Raw genomic sequence first — 24,836 nt, 5'->3', positions numbered from 1 at the left:
AACCGATTCTGTTTAAGAAAGGTCTTCAATCAAAAGTACTGTAATATTTGGAAAGTTATTATTTAGAAATTCTTTTATAATGTATTTTCTACTTGAGGTATTAGATACAATAATTACATCAATTGTTTCCTCTTTCAAAATATCTATACTATAAACTGGAATATTATTTATTGAAGGATTTGGGTAAGACCAATAATTATCAATAAAGAAATCAACCTTCATATTTAGGTTATATAACTTATTAAATACAAAATTAGCACTACTAAGTGTGCCAAAAATAGCTACTTTTTTATTCCTTATTTTTTCTTTTATTATTTTACTTTCCACCATAACTCTATCGTAATTAATAATATGTCGATACGCATACTTCTCCCAAGCATCCCATACTTCAATACCTAAATAATTATAATGATTACATAAATAATAAAACCTCTCTGTGATTATCTGTAAAAAAACAGAAGGATCATTAAAGTTACTTTCTAAATTAGCTTTTACTAATTTTTCTATCCATTTTCTTATTTCCTCAAAACTAATATCATTTTCCAAAAAACTTTCAAATTCACAGAGTATATAATGTGTTTGAACTTCTCTTTTTGTTGGGTTTGCCCCAGTTTTAAAGAGCATCTCTTTCCTTATCTTATCCACATAATTTCTTTGTAAACTATCACGCTTTCCATCTTTCGTAAACTGATCCTCGTGTCTTCTATACAAGTAAAGTACTTTGGGGATATTCGCAAATTTAATACTATTAGGCATTTTTGAAAACCATTCACTATCTACTGCTGCTAGATAACTTTCATCATGTAAAAGTAATCCTAGTTTTTCAATTCTCTCTTTTCTAAACATTGAGGCTGGGGCTTGGTGATTCCAAAATAACCTCATGGATTTAATATATTTATCGTCTTCGTGAAATTCCCATTTATCTAAAAAATCCATATTACTAAAATGTTGATAGTGACAGCCTACAACAGAAATATCTTGATGCAAATCTAAGTAATTTACTTGCTCTTCAAATTTCGTTGGTAAATTTATATCATCCGAATCTGCGATTACAATAAATTCCCCTAGAGCGTTTCTGTAACCAGTATTTCTTGTTGCTGCAACACCTTTGTTAGTTTCATGCTTAATTAATCTAATTCGTGGATCGCTATAATTTTGAATAATATCAACCGTTTGATCTGTTGAACCATCATCTACAATGATTAATTCAAAATCCTTATATGTTTGCATTAAAACACTATCAATAGCCGCTTCTATATATTTTGCACGGTTATATGCAGGCATAACTACACTTATACTTGGAGTTGTCACATAAATTCCTCCTACTAGAAATTTATATTGTTTATGTATAAATTGAATTCCAATATATTGTTACATTATTTAACATATCTAGCAAATTAGAATAAACATACTTATACATATATTAATGAATTAGCTTAATCTAGTGATTTGAATTTTGACTAATTTTAGTTATATCATGAAGGGAGCAAAAGTAATCCTTATTTTTTATTAAACCTTTATTCTGTAATTGAATAGAAATTTCATTGTAATATTGGCTTGCAATTATAATATAAGAATCATTTGTTTTTTCAAACATTTCAGGATTAAGAACCTCTCTATTTAAAAATAACTTCCCATGATTCTCTTTATTATTATCCAAATAAGTAAATACAGGAAAATTATATTCATTTAAAAGTTTGGTGATATTTTCAGAATTTCTTCCAGTACCAAATAATATTATCTTTGATTTTAATACTTTTTCTTCGGGATATTTAATGTAACTTATACCACTTTTATCTAGGTATTCAAAAAATTCCTTTTTTAATGGATGATTATTTAAAAAATGCCATGGTTTAGACTCTGTTGTATAATGAATTATATATGGATTATGTCTTATATCTTGAAGTTCGCCACTTGAAAGTTTTAACATCCCTTTATCTAAAGTAAAAATAACAGTTCTTACATTCCATTTTATATCTAACTCCAACCAATTATTATAAAGCACTGCATTTAGTGCATCTTGATCCCATAGGAGTAATTTATCTGGATTATTTCTTATAAAATTTAATACCTTCTCTAACAAATTCTCTTCTCTCCATTTTTTCAAATTCATAAGCATAACTCCAGAATTAAAATAAGGGGCGTCGCTCGGCAAACCAATTATAGAGCTGTGAGAGAAATCTTTAATTCCTACTGCCGCAATTGCATAATCATCGATATTAATATCCCATAATTGTTTTATATCTTTTTTTACTATTACATCACAATCTAAGTAAATTACTTTTTTTATTTCAAAAAGTATTTGTGGTAATAATATTCTATAATAAGCAGCTTCTGAAATATGCCCATTAACAACCTTACCTTCAATTAGACTTGAATTGATCTGTAAATAACTTAATGAAGTTAAATTATTTTTTTTGATAGCCATATCTAAATTTTTTTTATTTTCATTTGATATATCATTATCTAAAATATAAAAATGTATACTAGAACCACTGGTATTATTCTCCAATACCGAGGTGATAACCGCACATGCTGGAACCACATAATTATTATCTGGCGCCAATACTATGTGTATTTTCTCCAAAAATATCAACTCCATAAGTCCGAATTAAGATGTATTAATAGCATAAAACTATAAATCTTTCTTTATCATGCCAAAAGTTACTCTTTCCTATTAATTCAAAGTTATTATAAATAGTACCTCTTTTTAGCATTTTAATAAGTTCATCAAAATGGTCCGGATTTTGAGTAGTTAAACAAGATTTTCCTGAGTTAAATCCAAGCTCAAAGACTAAATACTTACTTCTTTTTGAAATTTCCTTTAATAATTCTAAACTTTCTTCTAAATTTTCTCCCCCCCTAGCAATCCATTGAAAAACACTTAGCATCAATGTAATATCATATGTCTCATTTTTGATTTTCTCTAAATTAAAATTCTCATTATGCCATTCAACATTATTTATTTTTTTTATTTTAGTTAAAGACTTCCCAATTTCTCCATAACGAGGATGAGATTCAAAGGCAGTTACATTAGCTACTTCTTTTGAAAGTGAGAAAGTAAAAAATCCACCATTTGAACCAATATCTAATACACTAATTTCTTTCAATTTTTCACCAAATAATTCGTCTATCTTAGATTTGATAATTGCCCATTTTTTCAAAAATTCAATATTATCAGTACTAGTTTTTAAATTATTAAATTCTTCAAAAGGTATCGGATGATAGATATTACCACCATTTTCGATAGGTGATTCTTCTAAACTTCTTACAATTTCACTTATACTCTTATACATTTGTTAATCCCATCTTTCTTTTGCAAATTATTTAGTAATAAAGTCCTTCAAATAAGGATAAGTTTTTTTTATATTCCGCTTCTTTATTTTTCATTAACTTATAGATCCAAAAATTAAAACTATCATACATAATTTCGGTTACTTCGACTGCATTGATAGTTCTATATCCCCTCAAACAATGCAAAGCTGCCCGATGTTTCCCATCAATAATGAACCAATTGTTGTTTATTTTTGCAACTTTAATAGGTTCTAATAGTTCTAAATTAAGTAAATTAACTCTTTCCTCATACTTTTCCCTTGTATAATCCAAAAATTCATCATTTACAATTTGCGCTTCCCTTAAATCTAGTGTTCCAATGCTAAGTCTTTTTATATATTCACAATTTTGTAATGCCCAATTATTATGCAAGTACAACATTAATTCATAATGTGGTGAATTTTGAACTTTCCTATAGGCTAGAGTATATTTATCATTTAACCCGTCAATTCCTAAGTTCAAATCGTCTATTTTTAAAGTTACTTTTTTCCCTTTGAATTTATTAAAAAATGTACTAGAGAACAACTTATTATTACTTTTAATACCATACTTAGTAAAAAAAATTTCTGAAATTTGTTTACCATTATTTACTTCATCAGGGTTTAAAATACTACTCTGAATATCAAATATTTGTATATTATTTAAACCCATATTTTTAAGTTGCAAGTATATTTCCTTATGATATGAACTCGTTATTAGTATATTTACCTCCTTATTGCCTTTTTGTATTTTTTGTAATTCATAAGGAGAAATAATTGGTATATCATAATATTCAGAACCCCACTTCGTTTCATCGTTGTCAGAGAAGTATGAAATCTCTATTTTATCTTTTAATGAGAAATATGCTAGTTCACCTAATTTAGAAGCACCAAAAAAAATGAATTTCTTCATAATATTATTTTAACCTTTCTTTTTGTTTAGTATAAAAATAGGTCTAAATCCATTTGAAGGCCAATGATTGCTCAAGTTACCGCTAACATGCCAATAATGTCCTGAATTTCCCCACCATTGACCTGCACCATAGTATCGCCCTCTTATAGCAACACTTTCCTTCTTATTTTCAACTCGATCAATACACCAACTAGTTAAACCATCTATCAAATTCCAATCAATTTTTGCATTTGACTCAATAAATTTAAACCAATCATTTTTTCTATCATCTGCATTAATACCACCAGAAGGAAGTGTCATTAGACAATCTTCTAAATGGCAATTATTTATTCTTTTCGCAATATTTAACCATGAAATTTCGTTCTGCACATTCCGATCTGCAATTAACTTCTTCTCCCCATCAATCTCATCGACCATAATAAAGTAAAAATCCCCTTCTGGCTCAGCACATGCTTCAACCGGCAAGAAACTAGCTTTTTCATCTCCTAGTCCAATAAATTCTCCAACTGTATTATAAGGTGCTCTATAATGACATCGAATTCGTTTACCAACCTCTAATTCTTCCACTCGCTCAACTTCATGAATATGGTAAGCACGACTAGAGCTAGAATCATCGATTTCAATTCCTTCAAATAAAAAGTTGGGATTATCAGAAAGCACTTCAATTGTGACATGGTGAATTGTATTCTTTAAGTTTACTACAGAGAAAATACCCTTTCGGATATATCCTTCTGTTGTTTCCAACTCATTTTCACCAATTGTTATAATTCGATTTTTATTATCAATTTGAATATTTAACTTTAGTATTTGGTTAGTAAGATTTAAACCAAATAACGATAATCTTGTACCTTTGAAACGGAATTGTAATTTTGCGCCCTTTTGTTTTGTATCAACAAATAGTGGGATTGGGAAGTCAATTTTATCCTCTAATTTTTTTTGTTTTTGCCATGCTTCTTGTTCTTCTTCAGTCAAATCTTCTGGCATTGTTTCTTTTTCAGGAGGGAATCTTTTGTTCCATTCTCCCTCGTAATGGAAAACTCCCGATGTTGCTACATAATTCTTTTCTTTACACAGTTCTAACAGGGTGTAATTGCTTACGATTGGTGCAACATCTAAATATTTCTGTCGACATTGTTGAAGATAAGAAGTATAAACTTCACTAATCTTCTGCACTTTCTTTTTTAAGTTAGCCATTGCCACAATTAATTGGTTTTCACTTTTTAATTTTTCAAAAGCTAATTGTACAATTGGGAATATGGTTGTCAAATAAAATTCATTCGAATGAAATTTTTGAAATAGCTCATCGAATTTTTCAAGTTTTCGCTGAATTTGATTGTCTTCCAACGTAGGGAGAGCTTGATTGAATTCAGTCAAAAATTTCTGTAATTCATTATCTTGCTGTTCAAAACTTTCAAATGCTTTACGATACTTTCTTAAAAAAGATTTATTTAATACATCTGATGAATTCTTAGACTCATTCTTCCACCAATCTTCTACTACTACCTTAGCATTTAATTCTTCTTTCATTAACTCATTTAAAGGTTTAAAGATTGTCCCTTTAATGGCTGCTCCACCATTTGTAGTATTAATAACTGGAATCTCCATTAATGACAAATAGTTTTCCATATCATTTTTCATTCGTCTAAACTCGTCATTTGTTAAGACCATTCCACCGTGTACATCTTCTACTTCGAATGTTTGTTCCAAATCTTTTTCGTTAGCAGTGTTATCGGATGCTTCTTTTTTCTTTTCGTCGTATCGTTTAATTCCTTCTGCATAGTACTTATCTTTTTTTAATGCAAGATTTTGCCCAACTAAAATTACTTTGCTTACTTCCAGCAGATTTAACAGTTGCAGTGTAACAATTGCGATTGTTGTTGCATCATACACGATAACCTGTGGATCATTATGGAAATGAACTGTTAACTTATCTTGTGATACTGGGAAATAAAGTTTTGGTCCCTTATAATAATCCACCGTTTCAAATCCAACTGTTGTCCCATAAATCATTGGGATAGTATCGATTTTATTTTCTACTAACTCATTAAATATCGTGTAATTATGATTTTGAGGGTCATACGTACAAATCGCATCAGGGTAAATATCTTCTTTTATTAATGCTTTATAAGCTGAACCTACAGCAAATATATAAGCCGAACCCTCTATTTTGATTTTACGTAAATTCTCAATTTCTTCACTTAAACTTGGACCTGCACTTACAATAATAGCCGGTTTTCCTTTGAAATATTGTTTTTTTTCAACTAGGAAGTTCGGATGCTCTAATGTTTTTGGCAAGTTCATAAGCGCATTGATTGTCCATCTTCTTGAATAAGCAAACGCAGAAGCTATGTTTCCTTTTTTTGTATCTACTAATTTTTTGAATATATCTATAAATTTTTTTAATCTATCATCTTGCAATTTTCCGTAGCTAGGTAAAACAATCATTTCAAACTTATGATTTAAATCCGTATTAAAAACAGATAACGTTTGTAATGTCACTTGTTTTTCTGTTTGAACAACATAATGTTCTAATAAAGAGAAAGGGAATTTTGTTACACTTTTATTTTGAACTGTTAAATAAGAAATCTCTTCAAACGGCTCATAGACAGAAGCAATTTTCTCAGGGTATCTTTCGAAAAAAGCCTTAATATGATACCCCATTCCAGCACCATAAAAAAGGATGTAATCAGCTGCTTCAATTTTTTCGTGCCAAGAGTCAATAAATCGCTCGGCCTCTTTTATCGGATCATATTTGCTGTGTAACAGGAAGGGTTTCCCTTCTACATTTGCTTCAATAATTGGAAATCCATTTCGACTTTCTAGTAAATTGAATTCAATTTTGCTCAATAAGATCACCTTTCCTTATTAAGTCATTACTTTAATTTTGGTACTATTCCAATCCTATCAATATCCCAACCAAATATTGACAATCTTTCAATAGATAAAGCATTTCTTCCATCAAGTAATAGTGGTACTTTAGGGTATTTGATTAATGCTTCCCAGTCACAATCAATAAATTCTTGCCATTCTGTTACTAATAATGTTGCGTCTACATCTGTTATACAATCACTTACAGAATCACAATATTCAATAGATGGGTTTATGTATCCTAGGTCTTTTACAACAGGATCAAAAACTTTCACTTTTGCTCCTTGCTTTAACAAGCTTGAAATAATTTTTAGTGATGGGGCTTCTCGTATGTCATCTGTGTTCGGTTTAAAAGCAACACCTAGAATAGCTAACGTTTTTCCTTCAATATTTCCTTGGAATTTATCTATTATTTTTTTAGTGAACATTTCACTTTGTCTATGGTTTGCTAGTATAGCAGCCTCAACGATACTCAAATCCACTTCATTTTCTCTAGCTAAGTAAGCTAACGCTTCTGTATCTTTTGGGAAACAAGATCCACCATATCCAAGACCTGCGTTTAAAAATGCTCGTCCAATTCGATGATCCATTCCAATCCCATCCGCTACTGCATCTACATCTGCCCCAAGTTGTTCACAAAGATTTGCAATTTGATTAATATAACTAATTTTTACAGCTAAAAATGCATTTGCTGCATATTTAATCATTTCCGCACTACGGCGATTTGTACGTACAATTGGCACATTTAAAGGTGCAAACAATTCTTCAACCTTATCCCCTGCTTCTTTTGATTCTGCTCCAATAGCAATACGATCACCGTGGAACGTGTCATGAATAGCATGTCCTTCTCGAAGAAACTCTGGATTTGACACAACATCTACTTTAACATTTGCTACTAAGTTTTCTTGAATAATATTTTCTACTAAATCATTTGTTCCAATCGGTACTGTACTTTTAACTACTACAACTGTATCATTTGTAACATTGTGTGCAATATCTTTTGCAGCTTGTTTAATATATTGTAAATCTGCAGCACCACTTTCACTTTGTGGTGTGCCTACTGCAATCAATACTATCTCTGAATTAGCAAAGGCTTCTTTATGGTTTGTAGTAAAATATAATCGGTTTTTAGAAATATTTTTTACTAATAATTCATCTAATCCGGGCTCATATATAGGAGATTTCCCTTGCTTCATCATTTCTACTTTCTTTTCATCTATATCAATACACGTTACCGTATGACCTATTTCAGATAAAACAACTCCCGTAACTAGCCCAACGTAGCCCGTTCCAATAACAGCAACATTCGTCATTTCATTTCCACCTTTTGTACAATTTGTTCTAAGTAGGAAAGAACTTCTTTACGTAATTCTGGACGTTCTAATGCAAAATCGATTGTTGCTTGAACAAAACCAAATTTACTACCAATATCATAAAGTTGTCCTACAACATCATGGGCAACGATTCTCTCACTTTTATTTAGTAATTCAATAGCATCTGTTAATTGAATTTCTCCCCCTGCTCCAGGAGTAGTAGCTTTTAAAGCACTAAATACATTTGGTGTTAATACATAGCGACCCATTATAGCTAAATTTGAAGGTGCCACATCTCTATTTGGTTTTTCAACAAAACCATTCACCTCAATAGGTTGTCCTCTAACAATTTTTCCAATTGGATCAATTACTCCATATTGATGAACTACATCCATCGAAACAGCTTGTACACCAATTACTGAAGCTTCTTCCTTTTCATAAGTTTCAATTAACTGTGCAAGTGCAGGTTTTTCTGTTTTTAATATTATATCGCCTAATAATACTGCAAACGGTTCGTTCCCGATAAAACGATGTGCACAATAAATTGCGTCACCTAACCCTTTTGTTTCTTTTTGTCGAATATAATGGATATTTGCTAAGTTTGAAATCGACTGAATCTCTTCTAGCTCATCCCATTTTCCTTTTTGTGCAAGAAGCTCTTCAAGTTCGTAAGTTTTATCAAAATGATCTTCAATCGAACGTTTATTTCGGCCGCTAATAATAATGATATCTTCAATTCCAGAAGCCACTGCTTCTTCTACTATAAATTGAATAGTTGGTTTATCAACGATTGGCAGCATTTCTTTCGGTTGGGCCTTTGTTGCAGGTAAGAAACGTGTTCCTAAACCTGCAGCTGGTATTACTGCTTTTCGTACTTTTTTCGACATATCAACTCATACCTTTTCTTTAAAATATGTAATTGTGTTTTTTAACCCTTCGTTTAACATTACTTTCGGCTCCCAATTTAACAGCTTCTTAGCTTCGTCTATAACTGGCTGCCGTTGTTTTGGATCATCCTGTGGAAGTGGTTCAAATTTTAATAACGCTTCATTTTCTGTTAATAATAACACCTTTTCTGCAAGCTCGAGCATGGTAAATTCATTCGGATTTCCCAAATTAATTGGGCCTTGGATTTCCTTAGGGGTTGCCATCATTCTAATGAATCCTTCAATTAAATCGTCCACATAGCAAAATGAACGTGTTTGCTTACCATCTCCATATACTGTTAATGGTTTATTTTGTAACGATTGAACGATAAAGTTACTAACTACACGTCCATCTCTTGGATCCATTCTTGGACCATATGTATTAAAAATTCGTACAACTTTTATTTCAACATCATACATACGAGCATAATCAAAAAATAATGTTTCTGCTCCACGTTTCCCTTCATCATAACAACTTCGGATTCCAATAGGGTTGACATGTCCCCAGTAATGTTCAGGTTGCGGATGTACTAATGGATCCCCATAAACTTCAGAAGTAGAAGCTTGGAAAATTTTAGCATTTGTTTTGCGTGCTAATTCAAGCAGATTTAATGCGCCCAGAACACTTGTTTTAAATGTATGTACTGGATTGGCTTGATAATGTACTGGACTTGCAGGACAAGCTAAGTTATAAATCTCATCGAACATCCCCATTTCTGGTAATGGTTCTGTTATATCATGCTGGATAAAAGTAATTTGTCCCTCTAAATGTTTAACATTTTGTAAAGACCCCGTTTGAAGATTATCAAGGCAAACTATTTCATGACCTTGCTCCACTAATCGATCAATTAAATGAGAACCAAGGAACCCTGCTCCCCCTGTTACTAATATACGTTTCATTTTGTACCTCCAAAATTCTTCACATGCCAATGCCATGCAGATGCAATAATATCGTCTAATTTAAACTTTGGTTGCCACCCTAAAATTTGTTTTGCTTTTTCAGCAGAACCAATCAACTTTGCAGGATCTCCTTCACGTCGTTCAACCATGTCTTTTTTAATGATCTTTCCTGTAATCTCCTCCACAGCGTGAATGATATCTAATACAGAAAATCCTTCCCCATTTCCAAGGTTCAACTTTAAATTGCCACTCTGTTGAAGTAAAAAGTCTACTGCTCGACTATGAGCATCAGCTAAATCTGTTACATGGATATAATCTCGAATGCAAGTACCATCAGGTGTATTAAAGTCAGAGCCAAATACAGAAATGGATTCACGTTTCCCTATTGCTACATCTAAAATTAAAGGGATTAAATGTGTCTCTGGTTCGTGCCATTCTCCAATTTCGCAATCCACATCAGCTCCAGCAGCATTGAAGTAACGTAATGCGACATATTTTAATCCGTATGCACGTGAATAATCCTCCATAATTTGTTCCATCATTAATTTTGTTCTACCATAAGGATTAATTGGATTTTGTGGATGTTCTTCTGATATCGGCCACTCAATTGGATTGCCATATGTTGCACAAGTTGATGAAAACACGATATTTTTCACATTATGTTCAAGCATCGAATCTAACAAATTAATAGTGTTCACTACATTATTTCGATAATATTTTGCCGGCTCTTGAACAGATTCTCCTACATAAGCAAAAGCAGCAAAATGAATAACAGTATGAATATCTGGATAGGTTGCGAACAGATGATGTAAGTCGTTATTATTTGCTAAATCGCCTTTTACAAAAGGAATATACGACGGTACAAATTCACGATGTCCTGTACTTAAATTATCAAATACAACCACATCTTTTCCTTGTTGACTTAAATATTTAACTGTATGCGAGCCAATATAGCCTGCTCCCCCAATAACTGCAATCATTACATGTCTCCTGCCAATTCTCTTAATTGTTCGATTGTTAACCAATCATTATTTGAATCACTTGTATAAGCAAAACCATCTGGTAATTCCTTTCCACCTTTAGCGAATGATTTTGACCACCAAGGGAACTCTGGCTGAATAACGTAATAATCATCGAATTCTACGGTGTGTCGAGCGTCATCTTCCATGATCATTGCTTCATGTAACTTTTCACCCGGACGAATACCGATTATTTTGATATCACATTCTGGTCCGATTGCTTTTGCTAAATCAACCACTTTCATACTTGGAATTTTAGGTACGAAAATTTCACCGCCATGCATACGTTCTAAATTGTCGATTACAAACTGCACACCCTGTTCTAATGTAATCCAGAATCTCGTCATACGTTCATCTGTAACTGTTAGAACACCGGTATGACGAATTTTTTTAAAGAAAGGGACGACGCTGCCTCTACTTCCCATAACATTTCCATAACGTACAACTGAAAAGCTTGTCTTTTTATCCCCTACGTATGCATTAGCTGCAACGAATAGCTTATCGGAAGCTAGTTTTGTTGCGCCATATAAATTTACTGGGCTGCACGCTTTATCTGTAGACAAAGCAATTACCTTCTCTACACCGCGGTCTATTGAAGCTTCGATAATATTTTGTGCTCCATGAATATTCGTTTTCACGGCCTCAAAAGGGTTGTATTCGCATGCATCTACATGTTTCATTGCTGCAGCATGAATAACATAATCCACACCATCAAACGCTCGAACTAAGCGATCTTTATCTCGTACATCTCCTATAAAAAAACGAAGACGATTATCATCAAACTCTTGCTTCAGTTCGTATTGTTTCAGTTCGTCACGGCTAAAGATAATTACTTTTTTCACATTTTGCTCTAATGCCCTTTTAACAAACTTCTTTCCAAATGAGCCTGTTCCACCTGTAACGAGAACTGTTTTATTTTCAAGTATATTCATTGTAATACTCCAATCTTTTACTTCGTTCAATATGTATAAAAGTATATATAGTATACCTTTCTCTGCTAAAGAATATATCGACTAAATTCTACAATAATAAAGAAAAACCCATTTAAAATAGGTTTTCAGTTTTTTTATAAATTTAATTATTACTAAACTCTTAAATAATTTGGACTATACACAGTGATTAATTGACTTTTCCAAACTACTTATATTTGTTATTATATTAACATTTGCAATCAGTAATCTGGTATTTTTTAAAATTTCATTAGTCAGTAGGTTGTAGATCAATTCATTAATCAGAAACTGTATTTATAGGTTCTACACTTTCAAAAAAAGGTGCTATCTCATATTCAAACATATCAGCAACTAGGACATAATCTTGATTTATAAGTCCGGTATTAATTTCAATTAAAAATTCATGAATCTGTTCTACTCTCAAATTTATTGAGACGTCATTTTGTTTTAATAAAATACTCACATCAGTAAGCCATCCCATTCCTTCTGTAAAATCCAATATGATATTCATCGCATCAGAAATTCGTTCTGTTCTAAGTAAATCTGCAATAGTAGTACTTCCATTTACCACTTTATCTAAATACTGATTATAACTTTCGATTACCTCTAAAATTATTTCACTCATACCAGTTACCCTCACCTTACTATTCTATATTTTATTTCATTAAATATATCGACATCTTTTCATGAACATCAATGAAATAATCTAAAAAACCCTTAGCTAATTTTAAAGTGTACCCTTTGTAAAGAACATTTTAAAAAAAGTTCTTAAGCAACTTGTAAAAGATGATGTCTGTACTGTGCAGGCGTCATCTTTTTTAAGTTCCATTGACCTCGATAATGATTGTAGTAGGTCATATAACTCTTAATCTCTTGTTTTACATCGCCTAATGCTTCGCATGATTTCAAATCTGTTTCATCTTTTAAATGACCAAAGAACGATTCTTGTGGTGCGTTATCCCAACAGTTCCCACGACGTGACATTGACTGACCTAATCCCACTTTCTTCACAAGTTTCTGGAATTGGGGACTGGTATAATGAACCCCTTGATCTGAGTGGATGAATGCACCATTAACTAGTTTTCTACCACTCTTCTTTAATTTCCTTACGGTATTCAAAGCGATATCTAGTGTTATTTTGTCAGACACTTCATATGCTAGAATTCCATTGGTTTCGGCATCTTTAATGGTAGATAAATAGGCACGTTTTCCTGTTCCATAACTTAAATAAGTGATGTCTGTTAATAATACTTTTCCAGCGATACCTTGCTTAAATTCACGATTTAATAAGTTTGGTAATGTTCTATGTTCTTTCGTTGCTTTAGCCATTCTTCGATACGGATTCGCTTTTCGAATAGGACAAACAATATTAAATTTTTTCATAATGCGACGAATTCGTTTTAAGTTATATGTAATTTGATATTGATTTTTTAACGTCATTTTAATTTGACGTGCACCTTTTTTACGACGGCGGAAATTGAACGCTTTTAATATAATTTCCTTTACTTCTTCATCTGCTTGATTACGGGCTTGTCTATTAAGTTGACCTTCTTCTGAAAAGTAACGATAGTAACCAGATCGAGAGACGCCAACTAATTCACAAAGATAACTCACCATGCGATTTAAGCTATACTTTTCAATGACATAATCGATTAAGAGAAATTTCTGTTCGGATGTTAAACTTTCTTTTTCTTCACCAACAACCTTTCTGCTAAATCGATCTTTTTTAATAACTCGTTTTCAGCACGTAATAAAGCGTTTTGTGCTTCTAATCTTGCATACTTTTCTTCTATACTTAATTCACGCTCGAGTGGACGTCCAGAATGGTTTTTACGTGAGTCCTCAAGACCTGCAGCACCATTCTCTCTATAAGCAGCACGCCAACGTTTTAAAGCAGATTTAGCACGTTCAATCCCTACGATTTCAATATCAAATCCTGCATCTTCAAAAATTTGACGTGAAAATTTTCCCTCTTCATACTCTTTAATGGCCACTGCTTTTTCACTAACTGCTTTGACATAAGGATGTTTCTTGAGTAAATTCTGTTCGTGATCGGTAAATAATCTTTTTGACATAAGTTCTGCTCCATCTAGTTGTAGTTGTGTTTCATTATAAATAAAAATACCCCATAAGAGAGACTTTTTTAAGTGTCTATCTTATAGGGTACATTTTAATTTTAGCTAAGGGCTTTTGACTTCAAATTAACCTATTAACCTAATAATTGAAGTACGCCTTGTGGTTGTTGGTTAGCTTGAGCTAACATCGATTGAGCAGCTTGCATTAAGATATTATTCTTAGTGAAGCCCATCATTTCTTTCGCCATGTCTGTATCACGGATACGAGATTCAGCAGCTGTTAAGTTTTCAGAAGTTGTTCCTAAATTATTAATAGTGTGTTCTAAACGGTTTTGAATAGCACCTAAATTTGAACGACTTGTTGAAACTGCTTTAATTGCATTATCGAATGCAGTAATAGCTGTATTAGCTCCTGATTGAGTTGAGATATCTTCAGAATCAATTTGTAAAGTTGTATCATCTGCTTGAGTAATTGATACAGTTAAGCTTTGAGATGCATTTGCTCCAATATGAATCGTTCCAGAATAGCTACCATCTAATAATTTTTGAGTATTAAACTCAGTGTCAGTAGAAATACGATTAATTTCTGTTCTTAATGCTTGAACTTCTTCTTGAAGTTTTGTACGGTCATCATCAGTATTAGTATCGTTTGCAGATTGAACAGCTAATTCACGCATACGTTGAAGGATTGCGTGAGTCTCATTAAGTGCTCCTTCAGCAGTTTGAATTAAAGAGATACCATCTTGAGCATTTTTAGATGCCATGTCAAGACCACGAATTTGCCCGCGCATTTTTTCAGAAATTGCTAAACCAGCAGCATCGTCACCAGCACGATTAATTTTGTAACCTGAAGCTAATTTCTCAAGATTTTTAGAAGCTTGAGTATTGTTGGCAGAAAGGTTACGGTGTGTGTTTAAAGCTGAAATGTTGTGTTGAATTCTCATTTGGAATTCCTCCTTGAATTTTATATGATAATCCACATCCATGTGGAACGTCAGGCTTTGAAACTAGTTCGTCTGCCTTACATATTTAATATCGTCTTTATCAAAAATAGTTTAATAGTTTTTATAAATATTTTTTTATTAATTTAACCAAGTAATTGTAGAACGCCTTGAGGCTGCTGATTGGCTTGCGATAACATGGATTGGGCTGCTTGCATTAAAATATTTTGTTTTGTAAAGTTCATCATTTCTTTTGCCATGTCCGTGTCACGAATACGGGATTCGGCGGCTGTTAAGTTTTCAGATGTATTTACAACATTTTCATAGGCGTGTTCTAAACGATTTTGAATTGCACCAAGCTTTGATCGTTCATGAGATAATGCTCCTATTGCATTGTCTAACAGTGTAATTGAATGTTCAGGTAATACCTCGATATCTACTTCGTTTAAACCTAATGCGTCTGTTGTAATTGTTGGCATCGTTATATTCATATTTTGCCCTTCATTTGCACCGAGCTGTAACTTCATATCGCCCCCTTCATCTATCGTTGGCAAGTAGTTACTAAATAAAATAGAGGCTAACATGTCATCTGTATAATGTGTGTTATTTTTAAATACATAATTAAACCCATTACTATCAATTTTATTTGTCGTATCCGGAACAATGGTTTCATTCGTTTTTGGGCTTCCGAAAACTAAATTCCCATCACCATCTAGACCAGTAATTTCAGAAATCGCTCCAACTCCAGCATTTGTTAAAACATTTTGAACGACACTTGCTCCATTTGCTTTAAAATCATTAACGAAAGTTGACAAACTATAACTTTGATTGTTCATTTTGTCTTTCATTGCTTGTTCGAATGTCTTCGATGGATTACTTTGCATATATTCAAGTAAGTTTTTTAACCCTTCTGAATTTCCTGACTGTCGTAGTTTTTGGTCAAGATAAATTGTCGCCGCATAACCAGCTGAATAAAAGTGTGATCCCTTCGTTGATGAAGTAATCATATTAATTGTATTTTGTACACCTAAGATATTGACGCTTCCCTCTAGCCGTTCCTTTGCACCTGGTAAAAATTCTGCACTTCCTTCTATAAACCAATCTGGCATACTATCCATATTTATACCTGAAGCAGCCATCACGGCATGAACCATTTCATGTGCAACAATTCGATCTTCATCAATCCAAAGACTTCCTTCAGTAAAAAAGTCTGCATTATCTATTTCCATAGTTGGATTTGAACTCGGCCAAACACGTGCAACCATTCCACTAGACGAGTCGGTAATATACGAAAGTGTCATTGTTTTTCCACTAACAGTTAACCCATAATCACTTGCTAGCATATTTTCAGATGCCTCTAAAGTTGATTGAACTAATCTTTCAGTAAATGACGTTTGTGCATTGATCAGTGCCTGACCCGTTAACATCGGACCAGAAGTACCGCCGCCGCTCGGGCCACGAGGGTCGATGGAACCACCACCACGAAGTACTTTCATTCCATTAAACTCAGTACGTTCTGATATAGAGTTAATTTCATCAAATAATGATGTTACTTCAAGTTGTAGTTTTGCACGATCCTCAGAAGTATTTGTATCATTCGCAGACTGCACAGATAATTCTCTTACTCTTTGTAACATAGAGTGGATTTCATTCATCCCACCTTCTGCAGTTTGAATAAGTGAAATACCATCTTGAATGTTTTTTCCAGACATATTTAACCCACGAATTTGGCAACGCATTTTTTCTGAGATTACTAATCCTGCTGCGTCATCCCCTGCACGATTAATCCTATATCCCGATGAAAGTTTTTCAAGACCCTTATTACCATTTGTATTGTTTAGGAGTAAGTTACGATGCGTATTTAATGCTAGAATATTATGTTGAATTCTCAATTTTTGCACCTCCCTCCTTGGTTGTAATGTAATAGCCTCTATTTTGTTTAGATGAGATATAGTTTTATTGCTATATCTCTATAATTCTATCGACAAAGTTTTACAACAATTAAGTCTATTATCTCATTTCCGTCGATTTTTAATACATTACAATTTAACTATATAAAATAAAACCGCTTGGACTAAGCCAAGCGGGGTATCATTACTTTTTATTCTTAAATTGCTGAAACAGATCCACATTTGCATTTAAAGCCTCTCTATTTTGCTCCTGTATCGCTTCAAATACTTCAGACCGGTGAACTTTTACATTTTTCGGTGCTACAATTCCCAGTTTCACTTGATCCCCCTCAGTGGAAAGGATTTTCACCTCAATGTGATCGCCAATTATAATGGATTCATTCTTTTTTCGTGATAGAACTAGCATTATTTTGCACTTCCTTCCAGCGCACCGATTGGGAATCTTAATGGAAATGCAATATTATCTTGCAACACTATTTGCTTACCAAGTTTCTTATTAATATTAATAATTACTGGAGCTAGTAAATTTAATGTGGATTCTTGGAAAGATTCTTTCAATGTCACAATAGAATACGTAAGAACGTCTTCAATTTTTTCGATTTGCAAGTCTTCTTTATCTTCATCACTAATATCAAACATGTAATCCTTTTTAAATGCAAATGGATATGCCACTACAAATCCAATATCAGTTTCATCTATAGATTGTAGGAGTGCTAATGGTAAGTCTGCATCAATAGAAAGAAGTACATATTTCTGGAAATCCGGAAAGCCCGGTAATCCATATTCAAAAGTTATTAAATCGTTTTCGTTAATTTCAACTTCACCTAAAAATTTTGTCTCAATTTTCATTATTTCGAGCTCCTTTTACGCTATAACCACAAGTGATTACATAATAAAATCAATATCAATTGACGGTCGTTGTACTACATCATGTGTCACTTTTCCTTGTTTGTAGTCATGGATTGGTTTGTTTACTTGTGCATCGATTCTTGGCTTTTGTGGTGTTACATTAATATCCAAATTACCTGGTACATAGTCAATTTTCACAGAACCTATTGAAGGAATAAACTTAATATTTATCGGTGTTCGGTGTGGACCATGATTTTGCTTCGCGATATTTGCAATAATTGAACGCCCTTGCCCCTTACCAGCACTCATCATCATTTGTCTACCTTCTTGCGCAGTCTTTGCAATCATTTTTAACTGTGCTTGTTTTCCGTCTTTCGAATATTTTTCTAATGATTCAAGCGGACCAAGTAAACCTAAGTCTCGTCTTGCTTGTGAGGAATCTATTTTCAGCTGAGCTTCTTTAGAGCTAATTTCAATAATTGCTGCTGGTTGTTCAATAGTTTGTGTTGCTTTTGGTTGACTAATGCGTTGAATAGGATCATGTATTTGCATATCCAGTTTTATATCGGTCTTTCGAATTTGTAATTTTGGGAAATCCATCGTATACCTCCCTTTTAAAAAAGCGTTTGAACAGCTTTGTCCAAACGCTTAAATCTTATCTAATAAAGTCTACCAAGGTTTGTTGAATAATTTTCGCTCCAACTGATAGAGATGCTTGATGAATTGATTCAAATGTTACCATCTCTGTAATCGTCTCTGCATAGTCTACATCTTCATTTTCAGACATTTGCTTTGTAATATTGATTTGATGTGAGTCTAAACGGTTATTCATCATTTCTACACGATTTTGGCGGGCACCAACATCCGCACGAGACTCTAGTACTTTATTTTGAAGTTCTGACAATGTGTCGTCAGTACCATCCGCTAAACCACCTAAAAGATTCCCTATTTCTGTACCAGTAGTAGCCGAACCCATTTCGTCTGAAATTTTCTTCATTAAATTATCAACATTTTTAAACAGCTCAGATCCCTCTGATGTATTCACTTGTAATTGAATGCCATCAAATACTTCCATTGAAATTGTCCCATTTCTTCCATCTGTACTGTATAAATCTGGATTTTGCGCTCCATTAATAAATACAGGCGAATGAGTTTTTGTTCCACTGAAAATATATTTATCCGCTATTTTTGTATTAGCAAGGTCTTGTATTTGATTTCGTATTTGGTCGATTTCTAACTTTATTTTCTGACGATCATCTGGGGTATTTGTATCACTTGCAGCTTGCACTACTAATTCTTTTACACGATTTAGTGCATCCCCTACTTGTCCTAATGCATCATCAGAAGAATCAAGCCATGAATTTACTTCGTTGATATTTCGTGAAAACTGTTCTGATTTCCCTAAATCTGTACGATAGCTCATCCCTTTTAATGCAACTACCGGATCTTGGGAGGGACGAGTAATTTTTTTACCAGTGTTGATTTGATTTTGTAATTCTGACATTTTGTTGTAACTGGAACTTAAATTACGCAACATGTTGTTGGATAACATTGATTGTGTTACGCGCATAATCATGCTCCTTTCTTTAAAAAGTTATTGTTTATAATCCTACACGACCCATGCCGTTAATTATTTTATCTAATGTTTCATCTATTACTGTGATCATTCGAGCATTTGCGTTATATGCTTGTTGGAAAGTAATCATATTTGTCATTTCTTCATCTAGTGAAACTGAACTCATTGATGCTTTGTTATTCTGAACTGTTAGACGAATTGTTTCAGTATTATATTGTAGCCGGCTGGATTCTTCTCCATCTACTCCAAGTTGACCAATTAGACCTCGGTAAAATGCTTGGAATGTTGCACCTTCTAAATCCGCAGAAATTGTCGCAGATGTATCAGTTGTTCCATCAGGTTTTTTTACAGAAACATTTGCACCGTTCGCAATACCTAAAAATTGAAGGTTTGCAAGCTCTATTGCCCATTTACCATTTCCTTCTTCTCCTTGAACACTTGAAGCTGCGAGGAGGTTAGGATCGGTTAAAATTGAATTGTTAACACTAATGTTTGCCGCGCTATCGCCGTTAAAGAAGGCACCACCATTTGTTGATGCTTTATCTGCAGTACCTAGTGTAAACCCTTTAGCATGCACTTCGTTAAACGCCGTTACAAAAGCTTTCGCTAATTTATCTAGATTTTGTAACATTTCTGGATAATACCCCTTATTCCCACTATGACCATATGAATCAATCAGTGAAACAAGTTTACCTTTAGAAGGTTCTAAATCTTCATAATTTAATGTTGCACTAGTAGAGCCATTAGCTGGTGGTTCTCCTAAAGCAGAAATTTGAATTTTGTCAAACAAATGGAAAGCTGATGTGGTACCTGTATTATCTATCCCACCATCTACAGCTGTACCGTTCGTATCAAACGTTGCAAGTTTCACATAGTCTTTACCGTTTACAAGAGTTATTTCATCGCCAGTTTTTGTTTTATATTTGATTGTCAAACTACCTTCTGCAATATCAAGTGCGTTACCTCCTGAAGGTACGCGTTCAATAGTTACTGGTAAATATTCATTTAATTTATCAACTAAATTATCACGCGCATCATATAAATCATTCGGCATGTATCCGTTTGGTTCAATTGCTTGAATTTGTTTATTTATTTCACCAATTTGTTTCAAAATAGAGTTAATGTGTGTTGTGGAAACACTGATTTCATTTCCTAGGTTACCTTGGATTCGTTTTAACTGGGTATCAATATAATTGAATGAATCAGCCAGGTGTTCAGCACGTTGAATAGCTACTTTACGAGAAGCAGAATCTTCTGAGTTCGTACTAACATCTTGCATAGATTTCCAGAATAAGTTAAATGCCTCGTTTAAGCCGTATTCCGATGGTTCGGACATAATATCTTCCATTTGAGTAATTGCATTTGTTCTAGATTCCCAGTAACCAAGTTTATTCGTTTCTTGACGGTACTGACGATCGATAAACTCATCACGAATGCGTTGAACAGAATCTGCTTGTACACCAGTTCCAATATGGCCGGCAGTTTTCGGAGTGTTTAAGCCAATGCCAGGATATCCTTGTGTTGGCGACATATTCACTCGTTGACGTGTGTAACCTTCTGTGTTTGCGTTCGAGATGTTGTGTCCCGTTGTATATAATGCGCTTTGTTGCGTGAAAAGGCCGCGCTTACTTGCTTCTAAACCCATAAATGTGGAGCGCATGAAGTTTCCTCCCTGTAGATTAATAGTTTGTATGTATAGAGTAGTTGGCAAAACCAAACTACACTTTAAGCTTGAGAATCAAACATGGTTTTATTCGAAGTAGTATTTTGCTTACGTACTGTACTCCCTGAATAATTAATTTGATCTGGACGAGGTCGTAATAAGTCTAAAGTCATATTAACAAACTGTAATGATTGGAAAACAAGCTTTTGATTCAAATCATTTTGTTTTCGCAAATCGTCCACAACCAACATTAGTCGCTTTCGAACCTCTTCCAATTGATTTCGTTCGTTTTCTGATTCAGCTGCTTCGATTACGTCGAGAACAGTGGGTGTGCCAAGAGTCGCAATTCCTTTTGCGTTCAAGTAATCCAGTACTAATGCTTGGCGCTGTTGCTCGAGTGTTCCAATAGCTGCTACATGGGATTGTTCGTTTTTGAGCATCCCATCAAGTTCTTCCATGTCGCCTTTTTTCACAATTTCTGTTTTTTTATAGGCTAGCTCAAGCAAACTTTTATGCATTTTTTCAAGATTCTCTAGTGTCTTAATAATTTGTTGAACTGACATGGGTTCGAACTCCTTTTTTTAATAGCGATAATATTTCAACATATCTTCGGCAACTTTACGTGCATTTACTTGGTATTCACCTGATTGGATTTCTTCTTTTAACTTTTGAATTTTTTGAGCACGATCAGTACTGATTGTTGACATTTCTTTAGCGGTAGTTGAAATTTCAATTTTATCTGCAAATGTAGAAATTGAAGATGTTGCATTCATTTTTCTCTGTTGTTTGTTATACGGGTTCACTGAATTCACATGAATTGGTGTGATTTTCACAACTACCCCTCCTTCGATTTCGTTTACTAACGTTTATTTCGGTACGTTCATAAAAATGTTAACGATTCTTACCAAAAAAGCTCACATTTTATACTTATACCCGGTTAGTTTATCGAACATTCCCAGTTTTTAAGCATAAATGCAAGCTTTTTCATTTATTTATTTCGATCAGATAAATAAGCGCCTCTTTCTGATTTGGCGATGTTATCTCTAAATTCTTTTGCAGCTTCAAAAGTGCGTAAATCACTCTTTATTTCATTTTGACATTTTGCACAAAGTTTACCACTATTTGTAATATGTCCACAATTATCACATGGATATCCTAAGTTAGGAAACATTGCTGGTTGTAATCGATTTTTTCGAACCCATTTATGTAATAATTCTTCACTTACACCTGTCGCTTCAACAATTCTTTCCATTGTTGCTGCACGGTTTTCACGTTTTCGTAAAAAGCGGTAAACAATTTGGTACAGTTCCTCTTCGTTTTGTGCGCATTTATAACAAATATCACGCATTCCCGTATAATTGAAAAATTCACCACAACTTGAGCAATTTCTTACCTCTGCCATTGAAGTTCCCTCCGTTTATATTTTTCTACTTTCTATTATACTATTAATCCCTAAATTTTCCTCGATTTTTATTATTACCCTCTTATCAAAGTAAATGCCTTAACTGATTTCGCACCAGATTCAAGTAGAAGACTCTTTGCATGTTGTATCGTTGCGCCTGTAGTATAAATATCGTCAATTAATAAAATTTCTTTATTTTTGCACTCCTTTACTAACTTAAAAAATTGAGATGTCGCAAGTCTTTCTTGACGAGTTTTCCCAACTTGAGTTTCCGTCGTTGTTTTTTCAAGGAAATGTTCGTATGGGATGTGTGCTGCTTTTAATAATTCATCTACTTGGGCAAAGGTGCGCTCTTTAAGTTTTGCTGGATGTAATGGAATGGGAACTATAGTAGCACGGGTTTTTGATAGATGCTTGTGAATCTGTTCTCGAAAAACTTTTGCGAGTATGATGTCATGCATAAACTTATATCGATGTAAGAAATCTTTCATTGCATCGTTATATTGATAAAGTGATAGTATTTGGTCCGAGGTATTTTCGTAAGGTTCAAATTTTTGTTCACAATCTATACAGAACGTTTTTGGAAAAGCGTTGGTGAGAAGTGCTTTCCACGTAATTTGTTGGTTTAACGTGGAATTACAGAGCAAACAGTTTGAAACCTCATTTCTCTTCATGTTGTTTTCCCCCCGAACCCTTCTTTATTCAAGCGTATGATTTCAGTTCGCGCTTCATCCATTTCAGTTGAAATTCCATGATGATAGAAGATGATTTCTCCTTTAGGAAAGTTTACGTTTCTGCCCACTCGACCACTGATTTGAATTAAGGCACTAGATGTGAAGATTTTCGATTCTGCACCAACCACTGCTACCTGAACGTTTTTTATCGTGATTCCCCTCTCAAGGATGGTCGTCGTAAGTAGCCCCGGAATATCTTCGTTTCTGAGCTTTAACACTTTTTCTTTACGGTCAGGATCTTCCGCATGAACACTTAAAATATTTTCATTGATTTGTTGGAATAGAGGTATTGCTATTTCCATTAGTTTAATAGTTGGGAAAAAGATTAGAAATGGTTCTTTGTTTTTAAGTCTAGTTTCTGTCCACTTGGATAGTTTGCTAGGGATCTTTCCTTTTAATATTTGCTTATCATAGGACCACAATGATTGGAAAATTGGAACTGGTAACGGGTGCCCATGATATCTTTTGGGAATAAATGAGTAACCCCATTGTTCTTGTTTGACTTTGGAGAGGATTTGATGCGATGGGGTTGCTGTAACTAATGCAATTGGTGCATGTTGTTTCTTCACCTTAAGGACAGCCTTTTGCAAAGCCGGATCATACGTGTAAGGAAAAGCATCTGCCTCATCCACGATAACAACATCAAAGGCATTTTCGAATCTATAAAGTTGATGGGTCGTTGCAATTACAAGTTGAGCAAGGCCTGTTTGCGTAGGTGCATTCCCATATAATGCGTGAATAATAGTTTTTGGAAATACCTTTTGAAAACGGGGAAATAATTCTAATACAACATCTGTTCGGGGTGTAGCAATGCATACACGTAACCCTTCCTTCAGAGCTGTTAGTACTGCGGGAAATAATATCTCCGTTTTACCAGCACCACATACAGCATGAACGAGATGCTTGTTTTTTCGGCGGATGCTTTCTGTCAGTTCCTTTGAGGCTTTTGATTGAGAATCTGTAAACGTACCATCCCAATCTAATATGTGATTTCGGCTAAATTTCGGTTTTGGACCATTCCACGTGATTAAATCCGTACAACTCGTCACCCGCCCCATATTAATGCAATGTCTACAATATATACACGTTTGATTACACCGCGCACAATCATAGCGGACGAACTCTTGTTGCTTTTCATTATGGCACCGATTGCAGCGATAGATTTTCCGATTAAGGAGACCTCTTTTAGTTGTTATCCCCGGAGTTATTTTGAAAAACTTTAGATTAGTTTCGATTTTTTCTTGCGGGAAGGGGGTGTTTGTTCGGATCCAAATTCGTCCTGTAAAGAAATCACGAATTTGAGGTTCTAAAATGATTCCTTTATAAGATTTAAATGGTGATTTTATTAATTTCATTGGCACCGCTCCTTTGTTTATTTGCTTTTCGTTAAGAGTTATTTGCTTTTCACACGAACTTATTTGCTTTTCATGCGAGTTTATTTGTCTTTTAACACAAAAACAGCCCCTACCCCAAAACGGATACGAGA

At 33.7% G+C, this 24,836-nt stretch carries 24 protein-coding genes and 1 pseudogene; all 25 read right to left on the bottom strand.

Translation table 11 applies throughout. From position 1 onward, the window contains the following. Positions 1-12: 12 nt before the first annotated feature. Positions 13-1,311: a glycosyltransferase family 2 protein gene (locus tag CRO00_RS01345; RefSeq protein WP_097071849.1), complete on the bottom strand. Its 1,299-nt coding sequence runs from the start codon at positions 1,309-1,311 to the stop codon at positions 13-15. A 130-nt stretch (positions 1,312-1,441) separates the two neighbouring features. Then, positions 1,442-2,587, bottom strand: coding sequence for a glycosyltransferase family 8 protein (locus tag CRO00_RS01340; RefSeq protein ID WP_161946590.1), 1,146 nt, complete (start codon positions 2,585-2,587; stop codon positions 1,442-1,444). 34 nt (positions 2,588-2,621) lie between these two features. Then, positions 2,622-3,296: a methyltransferase domain-containing protein gene (locus tag CRO00_RS01335; protein WP_097071847.1), complete on the bottom strand. Its 675-nt coding sequence runs from the start codon at positions 3,294-3,296 to the stop codon at positions 2,622-2,624. 31 nt (positions 3,297-3,327) lie between these two features. Continuing rightward, the gene (locus CRO00_RS01330; RefSeq protein WP_097071846.1) at positions 3,328-4,224 is read right to left on the bottom strand and encodes a hypothetical protein; all 897 of its coding nucleotides are present in this window, start codon (positions 4,222-4,224) and stop codon (positions 3,328-3,330) included. Between the two features lie 9 nt (positions 4,225-4,233). Beyond that, a complete protein-coding gene (locus tag CRO00_RS01325) occupies positions 4,234-7,071 on the bottom strand; it encodes a 6-hydroxymethylpterin diphosphokinase MptE-like protein (RefSeq protein WP_097071845.1) in 2,838 nt (945 codons plus the stop codon). 26 nt (positions 7,072-7,097) lie between these two features. Then, positions 7,098-8,405: a UDP-glucose dehydrogenase family protein gene (locus tag CRO00_RS01320; protein ID WP_097071844.1), complete on the bottom strand. Its 1,308-nt coding sequence runs from the start codon at positions 8,403-8,405 to the stop codon at positions 7,098-7,100. After that, positions 8,402-9,292, bottom strand: coding sequence for a UTP--glucose-1-phosphate uridylyltransferase GalU (gene galU, locus CRO00_RS01315; RefSeq protein ID WP_097071843.1), 891 nt, complete (start codon positions 9,290-9,292; stop codon positions 8,402-8,404). Before galU ends, CRO00_RS01320 begins: the two co-directional genes overlap by 4 nt. A 6-nt stretch (positions 9,293-9,298) precedes the next feature. After that, positions 9,299-10,231 carry a UDP-glucuronic acid decarboxylase family protein gene (locus CRO00_RS01310; RefSeq protein ID WP_097071842.1) on the bottom strand — a complete coding sequence of 311 codons (933 nt, stop codon included), beginning with the start codon at positions 10,229-10,231 and terminating at the stop codon, positions 9,299-9,301. Beyond that, positions 10,228-11,211, bottom strand: a complete 984-nt coding sequence (gene galE, locus CRO00_RS01305; protein ID WP_097071841.1) for a UDP-glucose 4-epimerase GalE — start codon at positions 11,209-11,211, stop codon at positions 10,228-10,230. The genes CRO00_RS01310 and galE overlap by 4 nt, the downstream gene beginning before the upstream one ends. Further along, on the bottom strand, positions 11,211-12,182 hold the full coding sequence (gene pseB, locus CRO00_RS01300; RefSeq protein ID WP_202615599.1) for a UDP-N-acetylglucosamine 4,6-dehydratase (inverting): 972 nt from the start codon (positions 12,180-12,182) through the stop codon (positions 11,211-11,213). The genes galE and pseB overlap by 1 nt, the downstream gene beginning before the upstream one ends. A 295-nt stretch (positions 12,183-12,477) precedes the next feature. Then, positions 12,478-12,825 (bottom strand): DUF8042 domain-containing protein, encoded by a 348-nt coding sequence (locus CRO00_RS01295; RefSeq protein WP_097071840.1) that lies wholly within the window; start codon positions 12,823-12,825, stop codon positions 12,478-12,480. A gap of 143 nt (positions 12,826-12,968) precedes the next feature. After that, a protein-coding gene (locus tag CRO00_RS01290) for an IS3 family transposase (RefSeq protein WP_097071839.1) occupies positions 12,969-14,275 on the bottom strand; the annotation gives its coding sequence in 2 pieces (ribosomal slippage) (positions 12,969-13,915 and positions 13,915-14,275; 1,308 coding nt in all). Positions 14,276-14,409: 134 nt separating this feature from the next. After that, on the bottom strand, positions 14,410-15,219 hold the full coding sequence (gene hag, locus CRO00_RS01285) for a flagellin Hag (protein WP_097071838.1): 810 nt from the start codon (positions 15,217-15,219) through the stop codon (positions 14,410-14,412). Positions 15,220-15,362: 143 nt separating this feature from the next. Beyond that, complete coding sequence (locus CRO00_RS01280) at positions 15,363-16,739, bottom strand: flagellinolysin (protein WP_237658311.1); 1,377 nt, start codon at positions 16,737-16,739, stop codon at positions 15,363-15,365. 15 nt (positions 16,740-16,754) lie between these two features. Beyond that, positions 16,755-17,117: pseudogene (locus CRO00_RS20630) on the bottom strand (flagellin N-terminal helical domain-containing protein); the annotation flags it as partial. 193 nt (positions 17,118-17,310) lie between these two features. Further along, positions 17,311-17,532, bottom strand: coding sequence for a carbon storage regulator CsrA (csrA, locus tag CRO00_RS01275; RefSeq protein WP_097071837.1), 222 nt, complete (start codon positions 17,530-17,532; stop codon positions 17,311-17,313). Then, positions 17,532-17,975, bottom strand: coding sequence for a flagellar assembly protein FliW (fliW, locus tag CRO00_RS01270; protein ID WP_097071836.1), 444 nt, complete (start codon positions 17,973-17,975; stop codon positions 17,532-17,534). The genes csrA and fliW overlap by 1 nt, the downstream gene beginning before the upstream one ends. A gap of 36 nt (positions 17,976-18,011) precedes the next feature. After that, positions 18,012-18,575 (bottom strand): DUF6470 family protein, encoded by a 564-nt coding sequence (locus CRO00_RS01265; protein ID WP_097071835.1) that lies wholly within the window; start codon positions 18,573-18,575, stop codon positions 18,012-18,014. A gap of 55 nt (positions 18,576-18,630) precedes the next feature. Further along, entirely contained in the window at positions 18,631-19,545 is a 915-nt protein-coding gene (gene flgL / locus CRO00_RS01260) for a flagellar hook-associated protein FlgL (RefSeq protein WP_097071834.1), read from the bottom strand. Positions 19,546-19,576: 31 nt separating this feature from the next. Then, entirely contained in the window at positions 19,577-21,211 is a 1,635-nt protein-coding gene (gene flgK, locus CRO00_RS01255; protein WP_097071833.1) for a flagellar hook-associated protein FlgK, read from the bottom strand. Positions 21,212-21,276: 65 nt separating this feature from the next. Then, positions 21,277-21,777 (bottom strand): flagellar protein FlgN, encoded by a 501-nt coding sequence (locus CRO00_RS01250; RefSeq protein ID WP_097071832.1) that lies wholly within the window; start codon positions 21,775-21,777, stop codon positions 21,277-21,279. An 18-nt stretch (positions 21,778-21,795) separates the two neighbouring features. Next, a complete protein-coding gene (flgM, locus tag CRO00_RS01245) occupies positions 21,796-22,047 on the bottom strand; it encodes a flagellar biosynthesis anti-sigma factor FlgM (RefSeq protein WP_097071831.1) in 252 nt (83 codons plus the stop codon). A 155-nt stretch (positions 22,048-22,202) separates the two neighbouring features. Continuing rightward, positions 22,203-22,616, bottom strand: coding sequence for a TIGR03826 family flagellar region protein (locus tag CRO00_RS01240; RefSeq protein ID WP_097071830.1), 414 nt, complete (start codon positions 22,614-22,616; stop codon positions 22,203-22,205). Positions 22,617-22,690: 74 nt separating this feature from the next. Next, entirely contained in the window at positions 22,691-23,290 is a 600-nt protein-coding gene (locus CRO00_RS01235) for a ComF family protein (RefSeq protein WP_097071829.1), read from the bottom strand. Beyond that, positions 23,287-24,705 (bottom strand): ATP-dependent helicase ComFA, encoded by a 1,419-nt coding sequence (locus CRO00_RS01230; RefSeq protein WP_097071828.1) that lies wholly within the window; start codon positions 24,703-24,705, stop codon positions 23,287-23,289. Before CRO00_RS01230 ends, CRO00_RS01235 begins: the two co-directional genes overlap by 4 nt. Positions 24,706-24,836 lie beyond the last annotated feature (131 nt).

Origin of the sequence: Ureibacillus xyleni (genome assembly GCF_900217795.1) — a bacterium.
Classification (GTDB): domain Bacteria; phylum Bacillota; class Bacilli; order Bacillales_A; family Planococcaceae; genus Ureibacillus; species Ureibacillus xyleni.
The sequence above is the reverse complement of the archived record's forward strand: the minus strand, read 5'-3'. Positions and strand labels throughout refer to the sequence as shown.